At 34.6% G+C, this 25,008-nt stretch carries 28 protein-coding genes; 25 read left to right on the forward strand and 3 right to left on the reverse strand.

What is annotated here, in order from left to right:
- Together RV14_RS06900 and asnB are read left to right on the forward strand one after the other, a co-directional pair.
- Positions 1–202: LysM peptidoglycan-binding domain-containing protein (locus RV14_RS06900; protein ID WP_143139746.1), on the forward strand; the 202-nt coding region annotated here is incomplete at its 5' end.
- An 804-nt stretch (positions 203–1,006) separates the two neighbouring features.
- Positions 1,007–2,902 (forward strand): asparagine synthase (glutamine-hydrolyzing), encoded by a 1,896-nt coding sequence (gene asnB, locus RV14_RS06905; protein WP_071855563.1) that lies wholly within the window; start codon positions 1,007–1,009, stop codon positions 2,900–2,902.
- Positions 2,903–3,057: 155 nt separating this feature from the next.
- Here asnB and RV14_RS06910 read toward each other — a convergent pair whose 3' ends face one another.
- Positions 3,058–3,504 carry a DUF2188 domain-containing protein gene (locus RV14_RS06910; RefSeq protein WP_071855564.1) on the reverse strand — a complete coding sequence of 149 codons (447 nt, stop codon included), beginning with the start codon at positions 3,502–3,504 and terminating at the stop codon, positions 3,058–3,060.
- 213 nt (positions 3,505–3,717) lie between these two features.
- On the opposite strand from RV14_RS06910, the gene rpmG reads away from it, so the two are divergent.
- Positions 3,718–3,882: a 50S ribosomal protein L33 gene (gene rpmG, locus RV14_RS06915; protein WP_002320810.1), complete on the forward strand. Its 165-nt coding sequence runs from the start codon at positions 3,718–3,720 to the stop codon at positions 3,880–3,882.
- Positions 3,883–4,031: 149 nt separating this feature from the next.
- On the forward strand, positions 4,032–4,523 hold the full coding sequence (locus RV14_RS06920) for a dihydrofolate reductase (RefSeq protein WP_071855565.1): 492 nt from the start codon (positions 4,032–4,034) through the stop codon (positions 4,521–4,523).
- 122 nt (positions 4,524–4,645) lie between these two features.
- On the opposite strand, the gene RV14_RS06925 is transcribed toward RV14_RS06920, so the two are convergent.
- Positions 4,646–5,587 (reverse strand): ABC transporter substrate-binding protein, encoded by a 942-nt coding sequence (locus tag RV14_RS06925; protein ID WP_071855566.1) that lies wholly within the window; start codon positions 5,585–5,587, stop codon positions 4,646–4,648.
- A gap of 163 nt (positions 5,588–5,750) precedes the next feature.
- Between RV14_RS06925 and RV14_RS06930 the strand changes: the two genes are divergently transcribed.
- The 8 genes from RV14_RS06930 to RV14_RS06965 all read left to right on the forward strand — a co-directional run bounded on the left by RV14_RS06930 (position 5,751) and on the right by RV14_RS06965 (position 11,545).
- On the forward strand, positions 5,751–6,557 hold the full coding sequence (locus RV14_RS06930; RefSeq protein ID WP_071855567.1) for an ABC transporter ATP-binding protein: 807 nt from the start codon (positions 5,751–5,753) through the stop codon (positions 6,555–6,557).
- The gene (locus tag RV14_RS06935; protein WP_071855568.1) at positions 6,554–7,543 is read left to right on the forward strand and encodes a FecCD family ABC transporter permease; all 990 of its coding nucleotides are present in this window, start codon (positions 6,554–6,556) and stop codon (positions 7,541–7,543) included. The genes RV14_RS06930 and RV14_RS06935 overlap by 4 nt, the downstream gene beginning before the upstream one ends.
- A complete protein-coding gene (locus RV14_RS06940) occupies positions 7,540–8,535 on the forward strand; it encodes a FecCD family ABC transporter permease (RefSeq protein WP_071855569.1) in 996 nt (331 codons plus the stop codon). The genes RV14_RS06935 and RV14_RS06940 overlap by 4 nt, the downstream gene beginning before the upstream one ends.
- Before the next feature lie 144 nt (positions 8,536–8,679).
- Positions 8,680–9,225 carry a 5-formyltetrahydrofolate cyclo-ligase gene (locus tag RV14_RS06945; protein ID WP_071855570.1) on the forward strand — a complete coding sequence of 182 codons (546 nt, stop codon included), beginning with the start codon at positions 8,680–8,682 and terminating at the stop codon, positions 9,223–9,225.
- A gap of 13 nt (positions 9,226–9,238) precedes the next feature.
- The gene (locus RV14_RS06950; protein ID WP_071855571.1) at positions 9,239–9,937 is read left to right on the forward strand and encodes a rhomboid family intramembrane serine protease; all 699 of its coding nucleotides are present in this window, start codon (positions 9,239–9,241) and stop codon (positions 9,935–9,937) included.
- 20 nt (positions 9,938–9,957) lie between these two features.
- A complete protein-coding gene (locus RV14_RS06955; RefSeq protein WP_071855572.1) occupies positions 9,958–10,170 on the forward strand; it encodes a YqgQ family protein in 213 nt (70 codons plus the stop codon).
- Entirely contained in the window at positions 10,170–11,135 is a 966-nt protein-coding gene (locus tag RV14_RS06960; protein WP_071855573.1) for an ROK family glucokinase, read from the forward strand. The genes RV14_RS06955 and RV14_RS06960 overlap by 1 nt, the downstream gene beginning before the upstream one ends.
- Positions 11,136–11,149: 14 nt before the next feature.
- The gene (locus RV14_RS06965) at positions 11,150–11,545 is read left to right on the forward strand and encodes a rhodanese-like domain-containing protein (protein ID WP_071855574.1); all 396 of its coding nucleotides are present in this window, start codon (positions 11,150–11,152) and stop codon (positions 11,543–11,545) included.
- Positions 11,546–11,895: 350 nt separating this feature from the next.
- Here the strand turns inward: RV14_RS06965 and RV14_RS06970 are convergent, their stop codons facing one another.
- Complete coding sequence (locus tag RV14_RS06970; protein ID WP_071855575.1) at positions 11,896–12,063, reverse strand: DUF3042 family protein; 168 nt, start codon at positions 12,061–12,063, stop codon at positions 11,896–11,898.
- Between the two features lie 217 nt (positions 12,064–12,280).
- On the opposite strand from RV14_RS06970, the gene galE reads away from it, so the two are divergent.
- The 13 genes from galE to RV14_RS07035 all read left to right on the forward strand — a co-directional run bounded on the left by galE (position 12,281) and on the right by RV14_RS07035 (position 24,972).
- Positions 12,281–13,270 (forward strand): UDP-glucose 4-epimerase GalE, encoded by a 990-nt coding sequence (gene galE, locus RV14_RS06975; RefSeq protein ID WP_071855576.1) that lies wholly within the window; start codon positions 12,281–12,283, stop codon positions 13,268–13,270.
- A gap of 7 nt (positions 13,271–13,277) precedes the next feature.
- A complete protein-coding gene (gene galT, locus RV14_RS06980; protein WP_071855577.1) occupies positions 13,278–14,768 on the forward strand; it encodes a UDP-glucose--hexose-1-phosphate uridylyltransferase in 1,491 nt (496 codons plus the stop codon).
- A 26-nt stretch (positions 14,769–14,794) separates the two neighbouring features.
- The gene (locus RV14_RS06985) at positions 14,795–15,775 is read left to right on the forward strand and encodes a LacI family DNA-binding transcriptional regulator (RefSeq protein WP_071855578.1); all 981 of its coding nucleotides are present in this window, start codon (positions 14,795–14,797) and stop codon (positions 15,773–15,775) included.
- A gap of 147 nt (positions 15,776–15,922) precedes the next feature.
- Complete coding sequence (gene tsaB / locus RV14_RS06990; RefSeq protein WP_071855579.1) at positions 15,923–16,645, forward strand: tRNA (adenosine(37)-N6)-threonylcarbamoyltransferase complex dimerization subunit type 1 TsaB; 723 nt, start codon at positions 15,923–15,925, stop codon at positions 16,643–16,645.
- Complete coding sequence (gene rimI, locus RV14_RS06995; protein ID WP_071855635.1) at positions 16,629–17,171, forward strand: ribosomal protein S18-alanine N-acetyltransferase; 543 nt, start codon at positions 16,629–16,631, stop codon at positions 17,169–17,171. The genes tsaB and rimI (RV14_RS06995) overlap by 17 nt, the downstream gene beginning before the upstream one ends.
- Before the next feature lie 5 nt (positions 17,172–17,176).
- The gene (rimI, locus tag RV14_RS07000) at positions 17,177–17,644 is read left to right on the forward strand and encodes a ribosomal protein S18-alanine N-acetyltransferase (protein WP_071855580.1); all 468 of its coding nucleotides are present in this window, start codon (positions 17,177–17,179) and stop codon (positions 17,642–17,644) included.
- A complete protein-coding gene (gene tsaD, locus RV14_RS07005) occupies positions 17,641–18,666 on the forward strand; it encodes a tRNA (adenosine(37)-N6)-threonylcarbamoyltransferase complex transferase subunit TsaD (RefSeq protein WP_071855581.1) in 1,026 nt (341 codons plus the stop codon). Before rimI (RV14_RS07000) ends, tsaD begins: the two co-directional genes overlap by 4 nt.
- A gap of 570 nt (positions 18,667–19,236) precedes the next feature.
- Complete coding sequence (locus RV14_RS07010) at positions 19,237–19,818, forward strand: hypothetical protein (RefSeq protein ID WP_071855582.1); 582 nt, start codon at positions 19,237–19,239, stop codon at positions 19,816–19,818.
- Positions 19,793–20,494 carry a class D sortase gene (locus tag RV14_RS07015; protein WP_342714727.1) on the forward strand — a complete coding sequence of 234 codons (702 nt, stop codon included), beginning with the start codon at positions 19,793–19,795 and terminating at the stop codon, positions 20,492–20,494. The genes RV14_RS07010 and RV14_RS07015 overlap by 26 nt, the downstream gene beginning before the upstream one ends.
- Positions 20,495–20,708: 214 nt before the next feature.
- Entirely contained in the window at positions 20,709–21,566 is an 858-nt protein-coding gene (locus tag RV14_RS07020) for a hypothetical protein (RefSeq protein WP_245785483.1), read from the forward strand.
- Positions 21,567–21,587: 21 nt separating this feature from the next.
- Complete coding sequence (locus RV14_RS07025; protein WP_071855583.1) at positions 21,588–22,379, forward strand: YveK family protein; 792 nt, start codon at positions 21,588–21,590, stop codon at positions 22,377–22,379.
- Positions 22,379–23,059 carry a CpsD/CapB family tyrosine-protein kinase gene (locus tag RV14_RS07030; RefSeq protein ID WP_143139747.1) on the forward strand — a complete coding sequence of 227 codons (681 nt, stop codon included), beginning with the start codon at positions 22,379–22,381 and terminating at the stop codon, positions 23,057–23,059. Before RV14_RS07025 ends, RV14_RS07030 begins: the two co-directional genes overlap by 1 nt.
- A gap of 83 nt (positions 23,060–23,142) precedes the next feature.
- Positions 23,143–24,972, forward strand: coding sequence for a nucleoside-diphosphate sugar epimerase/dehydratase (locus RV14_RS07035; protein ID WP_071855585.1), 1,830 nt, complete (start codon positions 23,143–23,145; stop codon positions 24,970–24,972).
- Positions 24,973–25,008: the final 36 nt, after the last annotated feature.

Consider the following 25,008-nt stretch of genomic DNA (forward strand, 5'->3'; position numbering starts at 1 on the left):
AAGTAATCCAAACATGATCTATGCTGGACAAGTTCTAAAAGTAAACGAAAAAGTAAGTACTACTAGAACATACACTGTTCGATCAGGCGATAATTTATCATCAATCGCATCTAGGTTAGGTACAACGTATCAAGCGTTGGCACAGCGCAATGGATTATCCAATCCTAATTTGATTTATCCGGGTCAGACACTTTCATATTAAAAAAAGCTCCTCGTTGAGGAGCAGTACATAATTAAATCTAGTTTAGTTGAACACTTACCCGATTAGAATTTTAAATACGTTTTTGACTACGTTTTGAAATTTAGTTAGTGCTAATATTTTATAACTACAAGTAAAAATTATGGTAAATCGCTAAAATATGCTAGTAATTTCCTTCTATTACCAGTCATATATAAATCCTGTACCTTCCTTATATGTCAACATTTATGAGCTATCTGGCGCTTGCTAGATAGCTCTCTTTTTAAAAAAGAGTACCCCTTTTTGATTTTATCCCAATCATCCTTTCATATAATTTGAAAAGTTAGAAATAGTGGTCTTATTTTTATTTTCGATAATGTGCAGGTAGCTATTCGCTGTTGTTTGTATGTCCTAATATTTTAAGTATCTTTTAGAGAAGTACTTGATTTAAAAAGTGAGGCGTTAGGATGTTGTAAACCATGAACGAATATTTGTTTTAGTTAAAATTGAATGATGATGGAAGAGATATTTTGTTTTGAAAAATGAAATAAATATGGATACAGTGAAGTAAGTTTATTATGTTTTGTTGTCTTCTAAATAATCTTTAATATTTTTCAATTCTTCGTTAAATAAAATGGCTTCACAAGTAAAAACATGGTAAATTAATTAATAGAACTATTTTTTATGGATAACTATGAATCCTTTTATTTTTTTTTATGTGACGAAACTGTAAGAGAGATATTATTTAGCTCTTTATGACCTCTATGATAAGATTCATATGAGCAGAAATAAATGGAAGAGTAATTATTATTTAGGATGTGAAAATTGATGTGCGGAATTGTAGGATTTGTTAATGACAAAGACAATAAAAAAACAATTGTAAATGCGATGATGGATCGAATTGTTCATCGAGGTCCCAACAGCTCTGGAGATTATATTGATCAACATGTTGCTTTAGGGTTTAGAAGGCTAAGTATCATTGATTTAGAAGGCGGTACACAGCCTATTTATAACGAAGATCGAACAAAAATTATCATTTTCAATGGTGAAATTTATAATTATCAACCGCTTAAAGAAGAGTTAATTGCGGCTGGACATGTTTTTCAAACACATGCCGATACAGAAGTTTTATTGCATGGTTATGAAGAATGGGGAACAGAGCTTTTGCAAAAGATTCGTGGGATGTTTGCTTTTGCTATTTGGGACAATGAAAAAAATGAGTTATTTGGTGCGCGAGATCATTTTGGAATCAAACCTTATTATTATGCCGAAATGAATGGAACGTTCATGTTTGGCTCAGAAATTAAAAGTTTTTTACCGCATCCAGATTTTAATAAGGAATTGAATAAATTAGCTTTAAAACCTTATATGACGTTCCAATATTCTCCGCTAAATGGTGAAACCTTCTTTAAGGGAGTGTATCGCCTGCCAGAAGGTCATTACTTTACTTATAAAAAGGGACGTTTAGAAATTAAGCAATATTGGGATGCTAACTTTGAAACAAAACAAAACCACTCAAGAAAAGAATGGATTGACAAGATTGATGAAACGGTCCAATCGTCTATCAAGGCTCATACAATTAGTGACGTGGAAGTAGGTTCCTTTTTATCAAGTGGAGTCGATTCAAGTTATGTTACTTCTGTTTTAAAACCGGATCATTCCTTTTCAATTGGTTTTGACGATAAGACCTATAATGAAGCAATTGAAGCGAGAAAATTAACTGAACTGTTGGATTTAGATAACACGGCAGCAGTCATTGACGGAGAGATGTCGTTTAAAGCTTTTCCTTTAATTCAATATCATTTAGATGAACCGGATTCTAATCCTTCTTGTGTTCCACTTTATTTCTTAGCAAATTTAGCTTCGCAAAGTGTAAGAGTCGTACAATCAGGCGAAGGAGCAGATGAATTATTTGCGGGTTATCAAACTTATGGGTTTCATACGAATTCAAAATTTATTCGTGTCATTGCCCAAGGATTGAAAAAATTACCTAGAGGAACAAGATATAATCTTGGACGTAAAATTGGTAAAATGAAAAACTTTCATGGGCGCATTCATTTGTATGAATCTTTAGCACCAGCAAAAGAATATTTTATTGGTCATGCACGAGTATTTGAAGAAGCAGAGGCTAAGGCATTCTTGACGAGAGATTTTCAACATGCTCCATCTGTAAATGAAATTATGGCAGAACATTATACAAAAACAGAAAATATCAAAGATGAAGTAAATAAAATGCAATACGTTGACCTTCATCAATGGATGCCAAAAGATATTTTATTAAAAGCGGATAAGCTTTCCATGGCTAGCTCTTTAGAAGTACGTGTGCCGCTTTTAGATATTGAAGTAATGAAGCTAGCCCAACAAATTCCAAGTAAATACTTGCTAAATCAAAACAATACTAAAGATATCTTCCGACAAGCGGCAAATAAACATTTACCAGAAGAATGGTCAAACCGTGTGAAATTAGGATTTCCTGTACCAATTAAAGCTTGGTTGAAAGAAGAACATGGCTATAAACAAGTCAAAGAATTATTTGAAGCTGATTTTACAAAAGAATTCTTTGAACAGGAAAAAATTATGCGCTTATTAAAGGATCATTATGAAGGGCGTAGACAAGAACAGCGAAAAATTTGGACAATTTTTAGTTTTTTAACTTGGTATAAAGTATTCTTCGTTGATGAAGAAATTCCAAAGGCTGAAACCATTAATTATGTAACGGTGTAAAAGTGGAGAGGTTATTTTTTAAAAGCTTGATTAAATGAAAAGTTTCGAGAAAACAGCGCTATATTTCGACTCCGACAATGAATGGGGTTGCTTTTATAAAATAAGCGGAGAATCGCGAGAAAAGTCGGTTATTTTCGTGATTCTTCGCTTTTTTGCTAATTTTTGAATTCTTTGTCTTTTGTGCCATCTTTTTTATAAATAATCAATGTAGTTTTTTTATGTTGTGCAATTTCTTTTCCTTTTTCAATGGCTTTGTCTTTTGTAGAAAAACGATTGCTTGCTTTTTTTGCCCCTTCAGATAAAACGATCCACTTATTTTCTTCAAATTTTACGATGACGTTTGCATTTAATAATTTTGAAGTACGTGGATTTGTATCGTGTGCATCGTGTTTGGTGGGATTTTTTTCCTTTGAAAATTCTTTTTTTTCGGAAGAATCTGCGTCTTTGTACCATTCTTTTGCTTGCTTAATGGCAATAGGAATGGCACGATCATCAGAATAGCCTTCTGATAGTAACGCGTTAGCAATATCGATTGCTTTTTTACGAACTAGTTCTTCTAAGTTTTTCATAGCAGATGGATAATCGTACATGTTCCATGGCATTGAAGTGTCCTCCTTAAATGTGTAATTTTCTTATTTATATAAGTGTACGTGTAAGAGAGGAAAAAGAAAAAGATTTTGTTTGTGGAGTAGAATTAGTAAAAAATATTCGTCAAGTAATTTTACTTAACAAATTTTATAGAAAAGCTAGTAATCTTTTTGAAATCATGGTAAAATGATCAAGTCTGAGAGTTATCTTAGAGGATTCTAGTTAAAATGGGAGGGAAAAACATGCGCGTAAACATTACTTTAGAGTGTACTTCTTGTAAAGAACGTAATTACTTAACAAGCAAAAACAAACGTAACAATCCTGATCGTTTGGAAAAACAAAAATATTGCCCACGCGAACGCAAAGTTACTTTACACCGTGAAACAAAATAAGAAAAAAGTAACGGTTTTTGTTTTATATTTATTATGGTTAAAATTTGATAAAAAGACTGGATATTCAAGAAATCCGGTCTTTTTTTATTTAAGGACGGATTTTGAGCAGTGTATATGCTTTTGCTAGCAATTTTGAAAGGATGAGACAGATGTTTATTTCAATGTGGGCACAAGATCGAAACGGCTTAATAGGAAAAGATGGCTTACTTCCTTGGAAATTACCAAACGATATGCGTTTTTTTAGAGAGCATACTATGGATAAAATTTTAGTGATGGGTAGAAAAACTTATGAGGGAATGGGGAAACTATCGTTACCTTATCGTCATATTATCGTTTTGACTGCTCAAAAAGAATTAAGAGTAGAAAAAAATGCAGAAGTTCTTCATTCGATTGAAGAATTACTGGCTTATGCCAAGGATATTCCGGAAGATATTTATGTATCAGGAGGAAGCCGGATTTTTCAAGAATTATTGCCAGAGACGGGGATTATTTGGCGAACGTTGATTGATGCTGAATTTACTGGTGATACGTTTATCGGAGAAATAGATTTTTCAGATTTTGAGCTGGTTGAAGAACATGAAGGAATTGTAAATCAAGAGAATTTATATCCTCACCGTTTTCAGAAATGGCAAAGAAAATAAATGTTTTAAGGGGGACTTCGCAAACAAAACACTAAAATGAAGCTGTTTTTTCGAATGTGATGAAAAAACAGCTTCATTTTTAAGATTAACTTCTTTTGTTTCAATTTTGATTTTAGAAAATGTTAGTTTAAGTTACTTTTAATATCTTTTACCATATTTTGACTAGCAATTGGTCCATTATATAACCAACTGGAATTTTTTCCAAATTCTAAAACATGATTCTCTTTTACAGCTTTTAAGTTTTTCCAAGTTGCTTCATTAAATATCGTTGCTGTTTTATCGCTGTTTATGAGAATAATGTAATCAGCGTCCAGTTTAGCCAATTCTTCAGAAGAGATTGCCGACCAATCAGAAGTAGCTTTTTTAGAAACTTTAGCTACGAGACTGGGAACATTAAATTTTAGATCTTCATAGATGATGCGTCCGCTTGAGCGCATTTGACTTACCATAAAGGCAGAGTTGTTAGTTACCCATAAGACAGCAGCAGATTTTCCGTTGATTTTGTTTGCTAATTCGTTTTTAGTTTCTTTTACTTGTTTTTGATAGTTAGCGATAAGTTTTTCTGCCTTTATTTCTTTATTTAAAACTTTTCCAATTTCTTTTAGCTGTTCTTCCCATGTTATTTCGTTGCCATTTTTGACAACATATGTTGGGGCAATTTTGTTATATTGTTCATATTTTCCGCCTTCTACTGCGGCAGAAGAAGACATCAATAAAAGATCTGGTTCAAAACTTAGAACTTTTTCGTAAGGCAGGTCATAAGAAATAAGTGGTACATTTTTGAGATTTTTCTGTAAATAAGTTTGAACGGAGCCATTACCAATGGACCACTGTGCAACTGGAATTTCTCCTAAAGCGATTAGATAGTCTTCTAGATAACTTCCGATAATCCGCTTAGGATGGTTGGGTATTTTCACTTTGTGACCTAAAGAATCGGTTACTAGGCGAAAAGAAGTGGACGAATTGGTTGTTTTTGTTTGCTGCTTTGATGAAGTACAGGCGCTTAATAAACAAATTAGAAGAACAGCAGCTATGCTTGTGAATAATTTTATTTTTTGTTTCATTTTTTTCTCCTTAAATAATTGATAATCATTCTCAATTAATATTATTCCTGACAATAGAAGTGATGTCAACTATTTTTATAAATCAATTCGTTTAAAGTAAGACTTGACGAATTTGTGAAAGAGCTTCATAATTGAGAATGATTTTCAGTGAAAGGGTGAAAAAATGACTACTTTAGAAGCTGTGGATGTTACGACAGGTTATTTAAATAAACAAGTCATTGAGAAACTATCTGTAAAAGTACCCGAAGGAAAAATAACGAGTTTGATTGGTCCAAATGGCAGTGGAAAATCAACTCTATTAAAAAGTTTTACCCGAATCCTACCTGTAAAAAAGGGGAAAATTATTGTGGATGGTTCTGAAATAGCTATTTATAGTCCAAAAAATTTAGCAAAAAGAATTGCTTTGTTTGCGCAAAGCAATGACCAACCTGAAGGAATGACTGTGGAAGAAGTTGTTTCATATGGTCGTTATCCCTACCAAAAATTTTTTGGTGGATTAAATGAAGAAGATAAACAGGCGATTGATTGGGCGTTAGATGCAACCCACTTGAAGAATTTGAAAACAAGAGAATTAACTAGTTTGTCAGGTGGACAAGCACAAAGGGTTTGGATTGCGATGGCTTTGGCCCAAGAAGCAGACATTATGATTTTGGATGAACCAACTACCTTTTTAGATCCTGCACATCAATTGGAAATTTTGCAATTGTTAACGGAGATTAATCGAATCAAACAAACAACAATTTTAATGTCTATTCATGATATCAACCATGCTTCACGATTTTCAGATTACTTAATGGGGATGAAAGAGGGACAGTTGCTGGTTTATGGTACTCCAGATGAAGTGATTACGGCTGAATGGATGCGGAAAATATTTGAAATAGAGGCTCAGATTGTTCATTTACCGAAGACAAAAAAGCCCGTTTTTTTATCGTATGATTTGCTCAAAAATTGTCAGGAGGGGGATCGATGAAACAAAAGAAGAAGCTAAGGGTTCTTATATTGCTTGCATTGTTTGTTTTGGCTCTTTTTTTCTTTGTTCTTGCAAATGGAACGGCGGATATTGCAGTCTTAGATGTTTGGCACGCTTTATCTTGTTTGGATGAATCAAATCAAACGCAATTGATTCTCCGAACGATTCGTTTGCCACGAGTGTTAGGTGCTTTTTTAGTCGGTAGTAGTTTCGCACTTAGCGGCGCATTGATGCAGGGAGTAACAAGAAATCCTTTAGCTGATTCAGGATTGTTAGGAATAAATGCAGGAGCTTCTTTTGCAATGGTAATTAGTTTTGCTTTTTGGCCGGATGCTTCTTCTGCTGCTATCTTTCTTTGGTCTTTCTTTGGTTCATTGTTAGTTACGCTCTTTGTGTTTGGTTTCTTGAGTTTTTCAAAAATGGGAATGAACCCCATCCAATTGGTTTTAGCGGGAGTGGCTATTAATTCTTTTTTTACAGCCATTAGTCAAGCATTGACGCAGCTGTTTGACTTACAGCAAGATTTTGCTTTTTGGTTTGTTGGAGGGGCGGCTAATATTACTTGGCACCAACTGTCAATTTTAGGACCTGTGTATTTTCTTGCGGCTTGCTGTGCTTTCTTATTGGGGCGCTCCGTTTCGCTCGTTAATCTAAGCGAAGCTCATGCATTAGCTCTTGGCGGACATCCAGCTCGTATCAGATTGATTGCTTTTGGATTAGTGGCAGTATTAGCTGCACTTGCTGTTTCATTAGTTGGGCCGGTTTCATTCATTGGTTTAATGGTGCCGCCGATTGTTCGTGGAATATTTGGCTCGGATTATCGTTATGTTTTGCCGGCTTCTTTTTTACTTGGTGGCGGATTAGTCATGTTAGCTGATTTTGCTGCTCGAATGGTGAATCCGCCATTTGAAACGCCATTTGGGTTGGTGATTGCGTTGATTGGTGTGCCATTTTTATTATTTCAAGTAAGGAGAGAGCCTTCATGAAAAAAAGAAAGCAGGTCATGTTCTTTTTACTATTTTTATTAGTTGGAAGTACAATTATCAGTTTAATGACTGGTATACCATTTATTTCTTTTCCCCAATTACTTGCATTCATTCAAGGAAAAGCGTTGGCAATTCACAAATTGATTGTGTATGAGTTTCGATTACCGCGACTGTTGATTAGTCTTTTAGCCGGTTTATGTTTAGGAATAGCTGGTTTTTTATTGCAGGGAGTAACTAGAAACAAGCTGGCAGATTCCAGTATCTTAGGAATAAATGCGGGTGCTGGTTTTTTAGTGATGATTTATCTAGGTTTTTATGCCGACCATGCTTCGCCTTTTTTATTACTGATAGTTGCCTTTTTAGGCGGTTTATTTGCAGCATTTCTTGTTTATCTCATTGCCTATACTAAAAATGGCTTCCTAGGGATGAATCGAATTTTGCTTGCTGGTATCGCAGTGAATGCCGGTCTTTCAGCGTTCATGCTTTTGTGCACCATTAAATTAGCAAAAGAAAATTATCATTTTGTCAACTCATGGTTGGCTGGCTCAATTTGGGGAGCTAGTTGGTCCTATGTTTTTTCATTACTTTCTTGGGCCGTCGTTTTGATTCCTTTAGCTATCGTTTATGGTAAACGGATCGGCTTGTTGTCTTTTGGTCAAGAAAAAGCACAAAGTTTAGGCTTGGATGTAGGAACAAGCCAAAAAGTATTGTTGTTGATTGCAGTAGCATTAGCTTGCGGTAGTGTGGCAGTGGCCGGCAGTCTTTCGTTTGTAGGTCTGTTGGCGCCGCATGCAGCAAAATTCATTGTTTGTAAAGAAAATGGTTGGTCGTTGCTTTTAAGTGGGTTATTTGGTGCTTTGTTTGTAAATAGTGCAGATATTCTTGCTCGAGTGATTTTGCCAAGCGGTGAAGTACCTACAGGCATTTTGATTGCTGTTATGGGGGCACCATATTTCTTATATTTATTATTTTCTAAACGTACAATCGTTTAGAAAAAAAGAGAGGCAAATCTTTTGGGAGAACCCCTTTATTTTTAGAGTTGTCTTTTTATTATAAAAAAATTCGTTTATTTAAAAAGTTAAATTGCTATTTTGGTCATTTTCCGCTACCATTTTAACGAGAGGCAGGTGAATCGTTTGGATCATCTAAAAATGAAGTTAAGAAGGTTCGGAATACAAAAATTAAAAGAGATAGCAGAAAGTGGGCACAAATACGAAAAAGAGCAAAAAATTTATTCTCAATTATTTCAAAGTGCGCAATGGCAGCAAGCTCAGGTGATTGGATTGACGATAGCCAATAAAATAGAAATCTCCACGAAACCTATCATTGCATCCGCTTTGAAACAGGGAAAAACAGTTCTTGTTCCTAAAACCTTTGCCGATCGTCAAATGAAATTTTTTCAGATCACTCATTCCACGGAGTTTAAACGAACGAATTTTGGTATTTTTGAACCGATCTCTGAGATCTATTTTGCGCCAGAGCAAATTGATTTGCTTATCATTCCTGGGATTATCTATCATCCAAAAGGCTATCGAATTGGCTTTGGTGGAGGTTATTATGACCGTTATTTAATAAATTATCCGAATCAGACCTGTAGCCTTGTCTTTCATGAGCAGCTAAACAATCAATGGCAGCCGGAAATTTTTGATAAAAAAGTCCAGCGGTTGTTTATTGAACAATAATGAGGAGGATTCTATGAATTATCAACAGAAAATAAAATTAAAGGCTTTGTTAAGCCGCCCCATCTTAACTTATTTTTTTCTAGCCGTTCAGACCGTTGTTTTTCTAGCAATCGAATTATTTCCTTTTTTGAATATTCCTTCGTATCTTGGAATGTTTGGTCCTTCTATTGTTTATATGAATGAGTGGTGGCGTCTTATTACTCCTATTTTTATTCACTTTGGTCTGGCACATTTTATTATGAATTCCTTGATTTTATATTTTATGGGAGAACAAATTGAAGTGCTTTATGGACACTGGCGATTTTTTCTTATCTACTTGTTTAGTGGAATTTTAGGGAATGCAACAAGTCTTGCTTTCAATAATGCCGATGTCTTATCTGGTGGAGCAAGTACTTCTTTATTTGGATTATTTGGTGCATTGTTTATTTTAGGCTATCATTTCAAAAATAATTATCGAGTACGCCAACTAATACAACATTATTTAGTGTTTATTGCCATAAGTTTTATTTTTGGATTGGCAGATACCTCAGTGGACGTTTGGGGACATTTAGGAGGGATAGTCGGTGGATTGCTTTTAGGAAATATTTTGGGATTGCCGCAAAAAGCTACCAATTATTCGATTCATCAGAAGATCCTTTCTTTCCTTGTTTTTGGGTTTCTTTTAATAATATGTGTTTTATTGGGTTTAAAAAACTACGGATTACTTGTATAATGTGAAGGAAGTGCTTAAAAATGGAGAGCTTATATGATGTGCAACAGCTGTTCAAACGATTTGGCATCTACGTCTATGTTGGGTCACGTATCTATGATATTGAGTTAATGACGATTGAATTAAAAAATCTTTATGAAAGTCGTTTGATTGATCATCATACATACATGACAGCGTGGCGTATACTAAAAAGAGAGCACCGAGTAGAAGAAAGTCGAAAGAAAGGAAACTGGTAATGGATAAAAAAATCATTGGGATTGATTTAGGTGGAACAACAGCAAAATTTGCAATTCTAACACCAGAAGGAGAGATTCAACAAAAATGGAGCATCGATACCAATATATTGGATGATGGTAAGCATATTATTCCTGAAATCATTGAGTCCATCAATCATCGATTAAATTTATATAACATGCAGCCTGAAAATTTCATTGGTGTTGGTATGGGAACGCCAGGAAGTGTAGATAGCGAAGCAGGAACAGTAATTGGTGCCTACAATTTGAATTGGACGGAACGTCAATATGTGAAAAAACAAATTGAAGAAGGCACCGGAATCAAATTCGCCATTGATAATGATGCTAATGTAGCTGCATTGGGTGAACGCTGGAAGGGTGCTGGCGAAAATGATCCTGATGTTATTTTTGTTACGCTAGGAACTGGTGTAGGTGGGGGGATCATTGCTAGTGGAAACTTGATTCACGGTGTAGCTGGTGCAGGTGGCGAGATTGGTCATATTACAGTTGATCCGGAAGGTTTTGAATGTACTTGCGGGAAGCGTGGCTGTCTTGAAACGGTTTCTAGTGCTACTGGCGTGGTTCGTGTTGCACGTTTCTTGGCAGAAGGATATGCTGGTGATTCAAAATTAAAAGCAATGCTTGACAACGGGGAAGAAGTAACCAGTAAAGATATTTTTGAGTTTGCGCAAGCAGATGATTCGTTTGGCTTAATGGTTGTTGATCGTGTTTGCTTTTATTTAGGGTTAGCTTGTGGAAATTTAGGAAATACAATGAATCCTTCCAGTATTATTTTAGGCGGTGGCGTATCTGCTGCGGGAGAATTTTTACGAAGTCGTGTTGAAAAGTACTTTAACCAGTTCACATTCCCTCAAGTAAAAGAATCAACAAAAATTAAATTAGCTGAGTTAGGAAATGAAGCTGGCGTGATTGGTGCTGCTTCATTGGCCTTGAAATATGCTGAATAAAGTGGAGGGATGAAATGGTTTTGTGGATAATTAACATCATTTTGCTGTTGATCGTTCTTGCCATTATATTTTGGGAAGTTTATTTACGAGTCATGGCAAAACGTTCTGCTAAAACGCTTGAAGAAGATGAATTTCGTGAGGGGATGCGAAAAGCCCAAGTCATTGATGTTCGCGAAAAAGATGCGTTTGATGCAGGACATATTTTGGGTGCAAGAAATATTCCTTATACTGTTTTAAATAATTCATTAGGGTCCATTCGTAAAGACCAACCGGTTTATATTTATGATCAAAGAAAAAGCTTAAGCATTCGTACAGCAAATAAACTAAGAAAAGCTGGGTATAAAGAGGTTTATATTTTAAAAGGTGGTTATGACGGCTGGTCAGGAAAGATCAAAAGCAAAAAAGTATAGCTAAAAATAATTGGAGCAGCGTGTTTCACGAATAGTTAGTGAATAAAGCAGCATTTCTTCGTGTTTAAAATAATACACATAAGAGCGCTTATAAAGCAAAAAATTACAGAGTTTAATGTTAAAAAATAAGCCATCAATTACAAATTTTTGTGATTGATGGTTTGCTTTTTACAGCAAAAAGGATTTACTTGTTTTAGCTGGGGCAATTTTTTAACTTAGCCCATCAACTTATCAATGGAAGTTGCTATCTTGCGTTTACTGACGATTGGTTCATCTGCATTCAAAAGTATGAAAAGAAACTGGAACGAGCAAGATGAATCGCTTGTTCCAGTTTCTATACTTCTATCAATTTAACGAGAAACACGCTTTCGCATAGCTTTTTTACGGTTTTCTTCAATCATGGCTTCTTTTTCATCGATAGGGTCAATGACTGTTTTTTTAATAGAAGCGGCTAATCCGACGACTGCCGCTGCTGTGGCCAGACTGCCTACTACCATTCCAGATATAAATTTATTCATTTGTTCCACCTCATTTATTTGTTGTTATGTCTATTATGAAACAAAATATAAAAAAAGGCTAGTCGAATGTTTAATTTTTCTTTTCTGCTATTGCTTGAAAAATTTTACTAAATGTTTTATTATAATTTTACTAAATGACGAAAGCATTTATTTAAAAGGTTGAAACAAAAAGATCAACACTTTTTTGATGTTTTTGTATGAATAAAGGAGTGGTTTCATGGCAATCTTGGTATTGGGTGGGGCTGGATACATTGGCTCGCATGCAGTCGATCAATTAATTAGTAAAGGTGATCAAGTAGTTGTAGTTGATAACCTGTTAACTGGGCACAAAGCAGCTGTTCATCCTAAAGCACAATTTTATAAAGGTGATGTTCGAGACAAATCTTTTTTACGAACGATATTTGAAAAAGAGTCTATTGAAGGAGTTATTCATTTTGCTGCTAGTTCATTAGTAGGAGAATCAGTAGAAAAACCGCTAAAATATTTTAATAACAATGTTTATGGAATGCAAATTTTATTAGAAGTAATGCATGAATTTGATGTGAAAAATATTGTTTTTTCTTCTACGGCTGCAACTTATGGAGAGCCAAAAGAGTCACCAATTACTGAAGAGACACCTACATTGCCTAAAAATCCTTATGGGGAAAGTAAGTTGATGATGGAAAAAATGATGAAATGGTGTGATCAAGCGTATGGCATGCGTTATGTGGCGTTGCGCTATTTCAATGTGGCAGGAGCAAAGTCTGATGCTTCTATTGGTGAAGACCATACGCCAGAAACACATCTAGTTCCAATTATTCTTCAAGTAGCTTTGGGCCAACGCGATTCATTGGCTATTTATGGAAACGATTATGATACACCGGATGGTACGTGTATTCGAGACTATGTTCAAGTCGAAGATTTAGTGGCTGCACATGTTTTAGCTTTAGAATACCTAAAGGCTGGAAATGAAAGTAATTTCTTTAATTTAGGAAGCAATAAAGGATATTCCGTGAAGGAAATGTTAGAAGCTGCTAGAGAAGTAACGGGACGAGATATTCCAGCAAAAGTTGCTCCTCGACGAGCAGGGGATCCGAGTCGATTAATTGCTTCTAGTAGTAAAGCAAAAGAAATACTAGGTTGGCAGCCGTTTTACACGGATATAAAAGAAATCATCAAGACTGCTTGGGATTGGCATGTCAGTCATCCCCATGGCTATGAGGAGTAGAGAAAAGATGACCATTAGTCAAACGATTTGTGATTTTACAACGTTAGCAATTGAAGCAGGCGGATGGATGGAAATGGATCGCATCTATTTACAAAATAGAATTCTTGGAATGATTGGTGAAAATAGTTTAGAATCAACGAAAATACGTTCTGTTCAACAAGAGTCATTGGTGTTGTTAGATCAATTAGTTGAACAGGCGCAAAAAAATAAGGTGCTTTCTGATTTACCGGCAGAAATAGAAATCTTTGAAGCACAGTTGATGGATTTTTTAACACCTCCACCTTCTGTAGTAAATGCTTTTTTTGCACAGCATTATGCCAACAGTCCAGAAGAAGCAACTGCATACTTTTATCAGTTAAGTCAAAGAAATGACTATATCAAAACGAGAGCAATTGCCAAAAATATTAAATATACGTACCCCTCCTCTTATGGAGAGTTGGAAATTACGATTAATCTATCTAAACCTGAAAAGGATCCTAAACAAATTATTGCAGAAAAAAATGCGGAAAAAGTAAATTATCCAACGTGCATGCTTTGCATGGCAAATGAAGGATATAAAGGACGTTTGAATTATCCAGCGCGGACCAATCATCGAATCATTCGAATGAATTTAGATGGTGAAAGTTGGGGGTTTCAATATTCTCCTTATGCTTATTATAACGAACATTCGATTATCTTGTCAGAAGAGCATCGGCCAATGAAGATCACAAAAGAAACGTTTGCACGATTACTTAAAATTACTGAAGTTTTGCCTCATTATTTTGTTGGATCGAATGCAGATTTGCCGATTGTGGGAGGATCGATTCTTGCGCATGATCATTACCAAGCAGGGCGTCATGAATTTCCAATGGCCAAGGCTCCGATAGAAAAGCTATTTAAACTAACTGCTTATCCTCAAGTTATTGCTGGAATTGTTAAATGGCCGCTGTCTGTTATTCGTTTGCAGGCAACAGATAAAGAACTCTTAGCAGCGGCAGCTAATTACGTATTAGAAAAATGGGCAAATTATTCCGATCAATCGGTTGCTATTTCCGCTTTTTCGTCAGATAAAACGCCGCATCATACGATTACACCGATTGCTAGAAAGCATGAACATTATTTTGAACTTGATTTGGTTTTACGAGATAACAATGTTTCTAAAGAACATCCAGAAGGTATTTTTCATCCCCATCGAGACGTTCAACACATCAAAAAAGAAAATATTGGTTTGATTGAAGTGATGGGATTAGCTGTTTTACCTCCACGCTTGAAAGATGAACTTGCGGAAGTAGAAAACTATTTATTAGGAAAAGAAAATGCCATTGCAGAGTATCATATCGAATGGGCGAAGCAGTTGAAAATGGAAAATTCCACAATAACAGAAGAAACAGTGACACATGTCATTTATCATGCCTTAGGAAAAGTATTTGAGCGCGTGTTAGAAGATGCTGGGGTATTTAAACGCGATGAAAAAGGACAAGCAGCTTTAAAACGTTTTATAGAAACACTCGGTCAATGAAAGAAGAAAACAGGAGGGAGAAACAAGTGGCAACCATCAAAGATATTGCAAAGTTGGCAGGGGTTTCTCCTGCTACAGTTTCAAGAGTATTGAATTATGATCAAGAGTTATCTGTAAGCATAGAAACAAAGCGAAAAATTTTTGAAGTTGCAGAGCATTTGAATTACACAAAACACCATAAAAATACAGCTTCCAATAAAAAAACGTTACGTTTGATTCAGTGGTACAATGATCAAGAAGAGTTAGAGGATCTTTATTATCTATCTATTCGCTTGGGAATAGAAAAAAAGGCAGAAGAGTCAAATATTATTTTGTTAAAAGAAACTTGGAATACTATCAGTAAAAAACCGGCAGACGCAACAATTGCTTTAGGAAAATTTGATGAACAACAGTTGCTTGAGTTAAAGCATACGCAGCCCAATCTTTTGCTTGTTGATTTTGATGGAACTGCTTACAGTATCAACTCTTTAATTGTTGATTTTTCGACCAGTATTCAAAAAGTGATCGATTACTTTCTAAGTCACCAAGCAACTGCAATTGTGATGCTTGCTGGTACGGAATATACTAAAATGAGCCATCAACGACTACGGGATCCAAGGATTACAGCCTTTCAACAAATCATGTCGGCAAAAGGATTGCCGATAAAAATAATTGAAGCAGAGTTTTCGGTAGCTTCTGGTTATCAAAAAGTAAAAAAATATTTAGACGAACATTCAGAGTCGTTTGATGCGTTATTTGCAGCAAATGATACATTAGCTATTGGTGCTTTAAGAGCCATTAGCGAAAAAGGGCAAAGAGTTCCTGAGGATATTGCGTTAATTGGTTTTAATGATATTAGTGTAGCAAAATATGTTTCGCCACCTCTTTCTACGATCAAAGTGTACACAGAATGGATGGGCGAACTAGCAGTAGAAACGATGCTACAAATGATAAATGAAAAAGCACCTGTTTCTAGAAAAATTATTGTAGAAACTGAACTTATCTTGCGTGGTTCAACCAAAGCGTAAATAAGTGTTTGAGTAAATACGATTGGAGAAAAAAGTTGTGAATCATTCCAACTTTTTTTCTTTTGTTACTGTAATGAATTTTCTTTTTCTTCGCGAGAAGTATGCTACAATATAAAACGATAGAAGTTACTAGAAAGGATAATCAAAATGATTACATTAGGAATAGACACAGCGAATCAACCTTTAGCAATTGGTGTGATGAAAGACGAGAATATCTTAGGGCAACTCCAAATCAATAAAAGAAAAAATCATAGTGTCCGTTTAATGCCAGCAATTGACCAATTGTTTTTAGCAATTGAAATAGAGCCAGCTGCTGTGGATCGAATCGTAGTTTCTGATGGACCCGGATCCTATACGGGGTTAAGAATCGGTGTGACAACAGCAAAAACACTTGCTTACACTTTGAAGAAAGAATTAGTTGGCGTTTCAAGTTTGCAAGTGCTAGCTGCTAATTGTGTTCATATAAAAGGACTTCTCGTTCCTTTAATTGATGCAAGAAGAAAAAATGTATATGCTGGTGTGTATCGACAAACAAAAGGAAATTTAGAAACAGTTCTTGAAGATGTACATATTTCAATCACAGAACTGCTTGAACAGCTCGCATCATTTTCTGAACCTATTTTATTTTTAGGAACAGATGCTCAAAAGTTTACGACAGAAATTATGAAAGCTTTGCCTAATGCAAAAATCAACCGAATTGCTGCATGGAATCTTCCAAATGGGGCTACAGTCGCTGCATTGGGGACAAAAAGAAAACCCGTAAAGGATATCCAAAATTTTTTACCACGCTACTTGAAGAAAGTAGAAGCAGAAGAAAAATGGTTGGAAACACATACGCCCGGAGACGAAAGCTATGTTGAAAAAATTTAAAGCGTATGCTAGAAGTTTATTTTATGAACCACAGGAATTTTCTCCTAAGTTCATTGAAGTTCAAGAATGTTTGTACCAACTGAAAGAATTGACACCAAAAGATATTAAAGATTTATTATCTGTCGAACGTGAAGTGTATAATGGTGAGCTTCCATGGACGAAGAGTGCTTTTTTGTCTGAATTAAAGTCTCCTTTTCAACATTTATACTTAGGAATTTTTGACGAAAAAAAATTGTTTGGATTTATAGGAGCTAGAATACTGGGGCTAGACTGTCACATTACCAATATTGCTATTACACCTTTTTATCAACGGAAGACCATTGGCACGTTGCTAATTGACGAAATAGAAAAATTTGCTATAATGAATCGCTGTGAGACGCTTTCTTTAGAAGTGAAAATGAGTAATCAAGATGCCCAACGACTCTATCGAAAGTTAGGATTTCAATCGAAGAAAGTAAAAAAAGGGTATTATACCCAAACAAATGAAGATGGATTAGAAATGATCAAATTTTTAGAAAATGAGTGAATCAATTGATTTATAATAAAAATGACTTTGAAGATGCACAATTAGCCCAATGTTTATGGGAACTTTGTGAAGATGTATATGATCATGGTTCTCCATGGACAAAAGAACAATTTTTGGCAGACATTCATCAATCCCACACGCAATACTATTTATTAGTAGAAGATTTTATGCTTCAGGGCTTTGTTGGTTATTCCAAAATTATTGATGAAGCAGAGATCACCAATATTGCAATCGCAAAATCACTACAAAAAAAGGGATATGCTCGGCAGCTATTGCGTTTTTTATTAGACCAAGAAAAAAATGCTGGTACATATACCATCTATTTAGAAGTTCGACCTTCTAATTTAGCTGCGCGGCAACTTTATCGTTCAGAAAAGTTCCGAGAGCTGGGTAAACGAAAATCCTATTACCATAATCCAATTGAAGATGCAATTATTATGAGTACAATGCTAAAAACGGAGAAGATAAAATGAAAGAAGAATGGATTCTTGCAATTGAATCAAGCTGTGATGAAACAAGCGTAGCAATTGTAAAAAATGGCGATGAAATTTTAGCAAATATCGTTGCTTCACAAATAAATAGTCATAAAAGATTTGGTGGAGTCGTTCCTGAAGTGGCTAGTCGTCACCACGTGGAACAAATCACGCTATGTATAGAAGAGGCTTTACTTGAAGCGAATATTTCAATTAAACAGCTCAGTGCTGTAGCAGTTACTTATGGCCCAGGATTAGTTGGTTCTTTATTGATTGGTATTTCTGCGGCAAAAGCTTTTGCATGGGCTCATCGGTTACCTCTACTACCAGTTAATCATATGGCTGGGCATATTTATGCCGCTCGTTTCCAAAAACCTTTTGAATTTCCTTTAATGGCGCTACTTGTAAGCGGCGGACACACGGAACTAGTTTACATGAAAGAAGATGGCGATTATCAAATCATCGGTGAAACAAGAGATGATGCTGCTGGAGAAGCATATGACAAAGTCGGTCGTGTGCTAGGCTTGAGCTATCCAAGTGGAAAAGAACTGGACCAGTTGGCTCATCTAGGCCAAGATGTTTATCATTTTAAAAGAGCAATGATTCATGAAAAAAATTACGATTTTAGTTTTAGTGGCTTGAAAAGTGCATTTATTAACCTTGTTCATAATGCCAAACAACGAGGAGAAAGTTTAAATAAAAATGATTTAGCCGCAAGTTTTCAAGCAAGCGTGGTGGAAGTTTTAGTAAGTAAAACCTTGCGGGCATGTAAAGAATACCCTGTGAAACAGCTAGTTGTTGCAGGAGGAGTTGCTGCGAATCGAGGATTACGTGAAATGCTTAAAAAGACTTTAAAAGAAGAATTACCAAATGTGGAGCTACTTATTCCGCCTTTAAAACTTTGTGGGGACAACGCTGCAATGATTGGCGCAGCTGCACATGTTGAATTAAAAAAAGGACGACGTGCGAATCTGTGTCTAAATGCTGAACCAAGCTTAGTGCTAGGTCAAGAGAAAGAGTAATGATGGATGAATGTTCATACTTGCCAGATTCAAGCTAAAATTGGGAAATGAATGTTATACAATAGTAAATTACTATGTTTTTGCGTTTAATGTATGTGCTAAGAAATAAATCGAAGTCATTCGTTTAAAGTGGCCGGATTTTTGTATGAAATTAGCTTCTTTGATTAAATATTCTTCAATACAACATAACAACATATAGTAACGGATTTCATAAAATAATAGTTATTCCTCTTTATTGGCAAAAATTGACGGAAAATAACTTTTTCACAGAAACGAGTTTTAACAGCAACATATTTTACTTTAAAAATTAGGACAGTTAGTTGTTCTAATTTTTTTTATGCATTATTTTCCTGTTTTGCCCGTTAGTTAAATGAAAAGCAAGTCCATTCATCTATAAAAGATAATTTGTTATTTTTTTATGGTGGATGATTTTTTTAATTACAATTATTATTTAAATAATAATGTTACAATAGATTGTATTAAGAAATAACATATGATAATATAAGTATTGTGGGTAATTATTTTGTTATTTTTAATTTTTTATTGAAAATGAAAAAGGAGAGTAAAAAAATGAAATGGATAATAAGGTGTATAGTTTTATTTGCTGGTAGTTTCTTTTTTACATTTTCTGTAGATGCAGCTGGAGCAATTTCAGAAGATGAGCAACTGATTATTGAAGAATTATCTCAACAAGTGAGGATCCAAGACAAAGCATTTCAATTGCCAGCGACATATCTTACACAGGCAGAAAATTACTTAAAGCAAAGAGAGTTAACAAAAGCGCAAACAACGACGGTTATTCAAAATATCCAAAAAGTAAAGAAAAAACTTGGAAATTTAAGCATTGATTTAACTTCTGTACATACAATAGACGATTTATTAAAGCAGCTTCCGCAAAAAACGGTGGTGGAAATCCAGCAATTGGTTTCTTCTACAGCCGAGACATTAGGATTGGTCGTTTTAAGCTGGAATCAAGGATATGTTGAGTTAGGAACACAAAATTCAGATGGTACGCTCTCAGCAGTATTTAGTTCAGAAAAACCAATTAAACAAACAGGAACAGTGCCATGGACAAGTTTTCTTGCAATTGTTTGTTTATTGATGACTGCAACAGGGGCATTCATCATTGGAAAGAAAGCAAACCTTGCATAAAAAATTAAAAAGAATAGGGGGAATAATGGTGATTCCTATTCTTTTCTTAATGATGGGGTATTCTCTAATGTATATTATTGGGCGACCTGTCATTCAATTTGCAACTACTTCCTTGCAATTATTTTTGCTTTCAGATGTGCCCAATCATGAAAGAAAAATGCAAATTTTATTTCATGATAGCAAAATGGAAAAACAATCGCTTGGTGTTGAAAACGATATCATCCCTTCCAGTAAAATAAATTACCCTAGAAGTGGTTATCAATATGGGAAAGTAGCTATTGATTCGGTGAAATTGGATGCGCTCTTATATTATGGGGATTCTGCGGAAATCTTGCGAAAAGGTGTCGGACATTATAGTGGTTCTGTATATCCGGGAGAACTTGGTACAACGTTGATTGGTGGACACAACACCGCAGAATTTGGAAAAATGATTGGGGTTCAAGTAACAGATAAAGTGAACGTCATCACGAATTATGGAGAATATATCTATCAAGTTTACGATGTAACCGTTTTAGATAAAGACGATCATCGTATCAGTCAATTACTGGCACAAAAAAAGAAAGCCGAATTGGTGCTTTATACTTGTTATCCAGTAGATAGCATTGGTTTAACCAATCAACGATTATTTATTTTGTGCAATCTGATTAAAGGACCGATGATTCAACTGAATAATTAAACGTGAGAATTTATTTCACGGACGTTATCCAATTTTTTGGAGTAAAAAAGTTTTGAAAAGAGGTGTATTTACCAAAAAAACATATACATATTGGATTGAGCAAAAAGCAGTCTTTTGGAAGTGAAAAATTATTTTCAAACTTTTTCTAAGTAGCTTGATCTTATTGAAAAGTAGTGGTGCATTTGGCATAAATTGAGTTTTTTGGTAAAAAATAATGATGAAAAAAAGAAGCAATTGGCAAAAAGCGTCAAAAATGATCCTGACTTTTATTTGTTCTTTGAGTTTATTTGCTGTTTTGTCTGTGAGCGTCATTCAAATAACCTTATTTAATCAAGCGTTTATGATACATGTTGCAGAATCCTCAAATTATGCAGAAACAATTACGAAAGAAATTAATCATGCAATCAGTGATTTAGGAAGAAGTGGAAATATTCCTCCTAAAGTATTAAGCCATATAATCTCAAAAACATGGGTTAAGGAAAATAATAGAGAATATATCTATAGTATTTATCATGATACAACATTTCAAATAAAAAATACAAAACAAATTGAAGAGTCCATTCAAAATAAAGTAGAAGAATACGTGCGGGAAAAAAATGTTCCAATAAATGAAGAAATAAAAAAAACGATAAGCAAACTAAAAGAAGCTGGTATTAAGTCCGCACAGCGATACATTGAAATCCCCTATTTTGCATTATACGTTAAAAAAATAATTGGCTATAGGAAAACACTTCAGATTATTTTTATTTTTGCTAGTATGCTATCAATTATTTTGTTTTTTGCCATCGCTTCTTTTAACCGATTTTTTTCTCATCTAAATATTCGTTACCTTGCATATATGATTGGCGGTGCTGGCTGGATGATAGGAGCTTTACCCGCTTATCTTTACAGCACCCACATGATTAAGCGATTAGGAATCCATTCAGAAGCTTTGTATCAGTTTCTGACAACCTATTTAAATAATTTTTTGTTGATGTTTATTAAATATGGTATCTATAGTATTCTCTTTAGTTTATTTCTTTTTTTTATTAGTGAATGCTTTAGAAAAAAATTGCTTCAACGAAGAAAATAAAGAACCGAAAGTGAGGAAAAAATGGAAGAACTCTTTAGTTTGAGTGAAGTGCTTCAATTATTAAAAAAACGGCTATTATTACTTAGTTTTATTGTAATTATTGGGATGATTTTTGCTGGTGCATTTAGCCATTTTTTCATTGCGCCAAAGTTCAGTTCATCTACTGAATTGATTGTTCAATCGAAAAATGAACGAGTCAATGCGAGTTTACAATCAGAAGTTCATGCAAACGTCCTTTTAATTAATACATATAAAGATATGATTTTAAGTGATATCGTATTGAATAGTACTAAAGAACAGCTAGAAAATATCTATTCTTATCAAATTACGAAGTCCCAATTGGCTAACATGATCCAAGTTGTTCAAGCACCAGATTCACAAATGTTTCATATCAAAGTAACTTCAGAAAATATGGAAAAATCTGCAAATATTTCAAATGCGGTAGCAAATGTATTCAAAGAAAAAGTTTCTGAAGTTTTGGATGTAAGTAAAGTAACGATTGTGTCAGTCGCCCAAAGTAATCCTGTACCTGTCTCACCTAATAACCAGATAAACATGGTGATTGGTATGCTGTTAGGTTTATTAGTGGGAGTCGGAACGGTCTTATTATTAGAAGTATTCGATAAAACAGTGAAAGATGAATCGTTTGTTTCTGAAGAACTTGGTTTTCCGATTTTAGGAGTAATTAGTGAAATGAACAACAATGAAGTAGAAAAAGAACGAATGGCTAATTTAACTACTATGCCAACAAAAGAAACGCAATTATTTCAAGAAAACGTTTTACGAAAAACTAAAATTAAGAAGGAATGCTAATGAAAAGAAGAGAAAATAGCCGTTTAGTTCCACTGATTAATGCCTTAGATCGATTTTCAATGATTGCTGAACAATACCGTACGATACGTTCAAATATTCAATTTATTTCCGTTGACCAGGCGGTAAAAACACTTGTTGTTACTTCGGCAGGACCAGAAGAAGGAAAGTCAACCGTTTCTGCTAATTTAGCCATCGTATTTGCAAATAGTGGAAAAAAAATATTGTTAGTAGACGCAGATTTGAGAAAACCGAGCGTGGCTGATACTTTCCAGTTTTCCGTTCATACGAAAGGATTAACGAATTTGTTAGGAGAAAAGGAAAAGACGTTAGAGGCGTATGTGAATAAAACCGGAATGGATCATTTGTGGATTATGACTAGTGGTCCAAAACCATCTAATCCTTCTGAAATGCTGGATTCGATGCGTATGAAAGAAATTATCGAGGGGTTAAAAATGCAATTCGACTTGGTTATATTTGATATGCCGCCTGTAGCAACGGTAACAGATGCTCAAATTTTAGCCTCAAAAACAGATGGTACGCTGCTGGTAGTAAGAGAGCGTAAAACGTCAAAACATGAATTAGTCAAAGCAAAAAAATTGTTGACGATGGCACAGGCTAACATTTTAGGGGTTATTTATAATGGTGCTAAGGAAAACAATGATTTTAGTTATTATTATTAAAACTCAAGTGACATTTGGTTGTACTAAAGAAAGCTTCATGAAAGAAGATGATTTGTAGATGAAGCATTAAAGAAGGTGATTTATTGATTCAAATTACTAGAAAAATCAAAATGGTTAGCTTGATTCTATGTGATAGTTTTTTGATTATTTTGGCTCATGGAATCATTTTTTTATTTATGGCTCCATTTATCCAATTGATTAAGGAATATTTTGTAATTAATGCCATCGTATTTATTGTTTTTTATCTTTTTTATGGTTGGATTTTTAAAGTTTTTACAAGAATTAATCGGTACACTAATTTAAATGAATTATTAGGAATTTTTGCTACGCTTGCATTTACATTATTTTCGCTTTTTCCTTTTACCTATTTAATCAATCAACAAGTCAGTCATCGAGTGAGCATACGCTTGGTGTTGTTTACATATCTTATGTCTTTAGTATTGATTGCTAGTAGTCGGTTAACTTGGCGATTAATTATCGAATATAGGAATAAAAAGAATTGTTCAAATGAGAAAAAAACACGTATTTTAATTATTGGAGCAGGTAAAGGTGGACAGTTGTTATATCAAAGCTTTTTAGGATCAAAAAATGTAAACAATATAGAGATTGTCGGATTTGTTGATGATGATCCTGATAAATACGGTACCTATTTATTAGGAAAAAAAGTACTTGGGGAAACAACGGAATTAAATCAACTGATTCAAACTTTAAACATCAACATGGTGACAATTGCCATTTCTTCATTGACTAGCAAAAAAATCCAACAAGTTATTCAATCTATTGAGAACAAGCAGGTTAAAATCAATAAGATTCCCTCCATTGAAGAAATCGCAACTGGAAAAATAAACGTTTCTCAGTTGAAAGAAATTGATGTGGTTGACTTATTGGGAAGAAAAGAAGTAAAAATTGATTTAGAAAGTATTAGCGAACAATTACAGGGTCAAACAATTTTAGTGACGGGGGCAGGCGGTTCAATTGGCTCAGAAATTTGCCGACAGGTCTTAGCATTCAAGCCGGCTAAACTTCTTTTAGTTGGACATGGAGAAAATTCAATTTATTTGATTCATCGCGAATTGTGCGCCAAATATAAACACACAAAAACAGAAATATTTCCAATTATTGCTGATATACAAGATCGTGAACGAATTTTTGATTTAATGAAAACGTATCGTCCGACGATTGTTTATCATGCAGCAGCACACAAACATGTCCCCTTAATGGAATGCAATCCAAAAGAAGCAATAAAAAACAACATTATTGGTACAAAAAATGTGGCAGAAGCGGCCAAAGAAAACCAAGTAAGAAATTTTGTGATGATTTCTTCTGATAAAGCAAATCATCCGCCAAATGTGATGGGGGCGACTAAAAGGGTGGCAGAAATGCTTGTTACAAGCCTTAATCAATCTGGACAGACTAAGTTTTCGGCTGTACGGTTTGGAAACGTTCTAGGATCTAGAGGAAGTGTGATTCCTTTGTTTAAAGAACAGATTAAGAAAGGCGGGCCGGTTACCGTTACTGACTTTCGTATGACTCGTTATTTTATGACTATTCCTGAAGCGAGTAGGTTGGTTATTCAATCAGGTGCCTTAGCAAAAGGAGGAGAAATTTTTATCTTAGATATGAGCGATCCAATTAAAATTATTGATTTAGCGAAAAACATGATCTATTTAAGCGGTTACACAGAAGATGAAATTGCCATTGTGGAGACAGGAATTCGTCCGGGAGAAAAATTATATGAAGAATTGCTTTTAGATAAGGAGAAAAAAGAAAAACAAGTTTTTGAAAAAATATTTGTTGGAAACGTCAAAGGGTTTTCACTGGAAGAGGTGAACCAATTTATTGAGTATTTACCAGAAGACGAAAATGAAGCAGCTAAAAAAATTGTTGCTTTTGCGAATGCTTCAAATGAATAAATGCTAGAGATTGAGTTTTTATTTGTCAATTATGGC

This window comes from Enterococcus ratti (genome assembly GCF_001886195.1).
GTDB classification, from domain to species: domain Bacteria; phylum Bacillota; class Bacilli; order Lactobacillales; family Enterococcaceae; genus Enterococcus_B; species Enterococcus_B ratti.